The sequence below is a fragment of the Enterobacter sp. PTB genome (genome assembly GCF_051130085.1).
Classification (GTDB): domain Bacteria; phylum Pseudomonadota; class Gammaproteobacteria; order Enterobacterales; family Enterobacteriaceae; genus Enterobacter; species Enterobacter ludwigii.
Genome location: NZ_JBDKEE010000067.1, coordinates 1 through 3,637 on the forward strand (window position 1 = coordinate 1; position 3,637 = coordinate 3,637).

Below are 3,637 nucleotides of genomic sequence, written 5' to 3' on the forward strand. Positions count from 1 at the left end.
ACCGTTCCCCCATCCACATGACCGAGCGTTGCACTTATTATCTGAATTCGCGGTTATCCTTTAGAGGTTTAAGAGGAAAGCCCTCTACACCGATATATTGGATACGGTGAAAATTTTCAATAGAGGCGATCAATGTTCCAATGATTAACTCGATATTGGGAGCAAAGTCCACTCTTGGCGCAAAAGTGACAGTCCAGGGTGTAAGAAGTCTGCTTCACGCCCTGTCATTTGAGAACAATAACATTGAGTGAGGGAGCTTCTACAGTCAGTCTTGGCATTTTCTTTCTTATTTTTTCTATTTATTATTTTATTTTTCAATAACTTAAATAGAGAGTAAAGAAAAAGAATGCCCAACCATGAAGACCGAGTGTCCTGTTTTTATCTTTGCTGGCGTAAAGCCCTGCTCATGCAAAATGGTACTCATTGTGTGACGAAAACCGTGGCCGGTATTGCCGACTGGACCGGCGTGCCGCTGTCGTCGCTGCTGAAAGACGAACAGGCCGAACTGCTGCATCTGGAAACCCTGCTGACCGGACGTGTTGTCGGCCAGGATATCGCCCTGACCGCCATTGCCCAGCGCCTGCGGGCCTCAAAAACCGGGCTGATGCCGGAGAGCGGGCCACAGGACGTGTTCCTGCTGGCGGGCCCCAGCGGTACGGGAAAGACCGAAACGGCGCATGCGCTGTACGGCAGGGAGAAGGCGTTTAAAGCTTGGGATGATTTACTTAAAAGAAATAAAATTTTCCAACAATCCGGAACAGATGTCCCTGAAGCACCATTAATAGCATTTAATTATAACAAATCTACGATCAAGGACTGGGACTGATGCGTAAATTATTACTTCTGGCTTGCCTTGCATTGGCAGCCTGTGACGGGGGAACGTCCCCGACCTCTGTTAAAAAGGAAACTGACGTGGATCCGTTATCGACTATCAATACCCGGCTGGCGTTTACCTGTAAGCATGAGAATATTCCACAGCCCTCTGCAGAGAGTGATGTGCTGTTTAAGTACGCCCGCTGGCTGCAGAAGAATAACCAGTTAAAGGAAGATGTAAAAGTTGATGCGGAAATTGAACGGCTTTACCGCATCGCCGCTGAAAACGGGCACGACAAGGCCAATATTAATCTGCAAAATGGTGCGATGCGCGGGCATTTTCATCTCAGCGGCGCTGAGCGTCTGCGGATGAGCCAGGCGCTTATCGATGCCGGCGTGGCTTCAGGTTATTACTTTGTCGCGATTTATCTGCAGCACGGCGCTGCGGGATTGCAGCAGGATGACGAGATGGCGCTGCGTTATTACCGCAAGGCTGCGGATGAGGGGAATGCGCAGGCACAGGCCTATGTCGGTGACAAATTAGCTCCGGCCAAAATGGCTCCCGATATTGCACAGCAAATGCGACGTTGTGCTGCAGAACAAGGGCAAGGTGAGGCGGCTCGATTCTTGGGTATTAGTTTGAAGATCCAAGAACAGTATGATGAAGCTCTGGAAGTATTTCAAATGGGTGTCGCAGCAGGGGATGATGCAGCCGCGAGCAGGCTTAGTAATGCATTTTCAGATCCTGATTCAGAAGCATCTTTATATTTTCTGGGCTTAAAAAAAGATCCAGAGCGTGCGCTCCGCTATGAACAAATCTGGAAAATCCTGTCTGATTATTCCTACGCCAGTCCAACTGTCCCGGAAATCAACGACATCGTGCCGTTGCCACCGGCACCGCTGCCAGCCTGGGACGGCAAACTAAAATGGCTGGAAGAGCGCAAAGCCAATATCCCGCCAGCCAAACCCACTGAATCTCTAATTGCGGAACTGGCAAAAGCAAAACAGCTAAACCCGGCGACGGGCAGACCGCTGCCTTCATCACCCCATTTTAATAAGGATGATGTCGCCCTGCTTCTGTGCCGCAGCGGTGAAGCCTGCCCGAAAAGCGGTTACTGGCAGCTGGAGTGGATACCGAACAGTGGTATATCAGCGGTATTCCTGCGCTGCTGCGCAGTGTAATCTGAGTGCTGAACGCTTGCCTGATGACGAGGGATTTTTCGTTTATCGGCTGTTACCTGAACCATTCCGTGAGCATAAGAGGCTAATGCTCAACGAGATTTCTGATAAAAAAAAGAATATAGCGATAAAAGGACGCCCGGCCACATAGGCTGAGCGTCCTGGATTATTTTTTTGCTTCCATTTGGTGATGAAATAATATTTCACTCTGGCAGGGAGCCCGCCAGATTCTTTGCTGAAACACTGCTGGTGGGCCGTTTCGTTACCTCTGGTGTTGGTACTGTGACTACTACCGATACAGGCTGATGCGATCCCGGCTGGATGTTCAGAAACGAGACCAGCATAGTGCGCAGTGTTTCCGGGCTCGTGTTGTCTGCCAGCAATGCGGCCAGTACCGATGGTAACCGGCTGTCAATCTCGCCCAGCGCAATACCTGCAAGTAAAGCTGTTCGTGATAACTCTCCGCGATCGCCGCGATGATGTGCCTCAATCCTCGCTTCCGCAAAACGTTCAGAGGCATGTGTTTCAGGTCGGAGGTAGATCAGTACTTTTCTTCGGGTCAATGTCTACCTCTCCTAACCAATGGCTTTCAGGCCATGTACCAGTGCGAACTGCGGATCCTGTGCCACAAAGAAACGATCTTCGCGCAGGTTAACGTGAATACGAATGTCATCAGCCAGCAGGCAGGCTCCCCCGCCCACGACTGCCACATGGGTGTACCCCCTAAAGCGATCAATCGCTTCCAGCACCCGCGCCTGGTAACGCGCAATACCGCTTTGGATTGCCTGCTTAATGCTATCGACAGCATTTGGATCGTTGATATTGTTCGCCAGGTACGTCTTGTCAAAACGTTTGATAATCAATCTGTCCACGTTATAGCGGGAGAGCGACATACCGGCTTTACGTAAAGCCTGCTGCACTTCATCGGTCACCAGCGATACGCCTAACGCCGGATCGCCGTAGATACGCGATACTGAAGACATCTGGCCCGCTACCTGCGAGATATCCAGTGTGGTTCCGCCAAGGTCAACTATCAATACCGAGTTGGAGGGCGAGAGTTGATCGCACAGCGTAATCCCGGCAGGAATAGACTCCGGGCGCACGGTAACGCGAGTGACGGTAAAGAGGTGACCGTTATTTAGTTCCACAGGTTGTAGCAGGCTCTGCTTCTTGCGCTCAATGTTATCAAGCCGGTACTGGGAGTCTTCATCGTAAAACTCCGCCAGCGGCAACGTTACCACGATATCCACGCACTGCGGTGCAAGCCCACTGGTCCGTAGCGCGTGATGGACTGCAACGGCATTGAGCGGGCTGTACTGCCACTCGATATTGCTGGTGGTGAGGGTATCTGGGGAAATGAGGTCGAATGAATATTTCTCTTTGCCAGCTGTGTAGTTAAACGGCTTACCGTTGCCAAACGTGGCTGACCATCCGCGTTTGAAGCTATTGGGACTGATGTGAGTAAACGTCTTGCTGTGCTGCTCCCACAGCATTTTGATATGGGTTGAGCCGTCGTCAATATAAATGCGCATATTGCACCTTTGGTGAGTCAAATATGAGTTGAGATTGAGTCATCCGGCGTTGCCGGACACGTGAAGGGCGGCTATTGAGCCAGAACTGAGAGCACGATGAGATGAATCAGCGC

Annotated in this window: 3 protein-coding genes and 2 pseudogenes; 2 read left to right on the top strand and 3 right to left on the bottom strand. The window is 50.9% G+C overall.

What is annotated here, in order from left to right; genetic code table 11:
- Nucleotides 1-373: 373 nt before the first annotated feature.
- Nucleotides 374-481, bottom strand: a pseudogene (locus AAIR21_RS27385) (tyrosine-type recombinase/integrase); the annotation flags it as partial.
- Between AAIR21_RS27385 and AAIR21_RS27390 the strand changes: the two are divergent.
- Nucleotides 434-703: pseudogene (locus AAIR21_RS27390) on the top strand (type VI secretion system ATPase TssH); the annotation flags it as partial. The pseudogenes AAIR21_RS27385 and AAIR21_RS27390 overlap by 48 nt on opposite strands.
- Nucleotides 704-825: 122 nt before the next feature.
- Complete coding sequence (locus AAIR21_RS27395; RefSeq protein WP_434682761.1) at nucleotides 826-1,995, top strand: DUF6396 domain-containing protein; 1,170 nt, start codon at nucleotides 826-828, stop codon at nucleotides 1,993-1,995.
- A gap of 200 nt (nucleotides 1,996-2,195) precedes the next feature.
- On the opposite strand, the gene AAIR21_RS27400 is transcribed toward AAIR21_RS27395, so the two are convergent.
- Nucleotides 2,196-2,555, bottom strand: coding sequence for a plasmid partitioning/stability family protein (locus AAIR21_RS27400; RefSeq protein WP_434682762.1), 360 nt, complete (start codon nucleotides 2,553-2,555; stop codon nucleotides 2,196-2,198).
- A 12-nt stretch (nucleotides 2,556-2,567) separates the two neighbouring features.
- Entirely contained in the window at nucleotides 2,568-3,524 is a 957-nt protein-coding gene (gene parM, locus AAIR21_RS27405; RefSeq protein ID WP_434682763.1) for a plasmid segregation protein ParM domain-containing protein, read from the bottom strand.
- Nucleotides 3,525-3,637 lie beyond the last annotated feature (113 nt).

Excerpts from the sequence above, each read along its gene's own strand:
- AAIR21_RS27395 (WP_434682761.1), top strand. The coding sequence starts at position 826 with ATGCGTAAATTATTACTTCTGGCTTGCCTTGCATTGGCAGCCTGTGAC.
- parM (WP_434682763.1), bottom strand. The coding sequence starts at position 3,524 with ATGCGCATTTATATTGACGACGGCTCAACCCATATCAAAATGCTGTGG.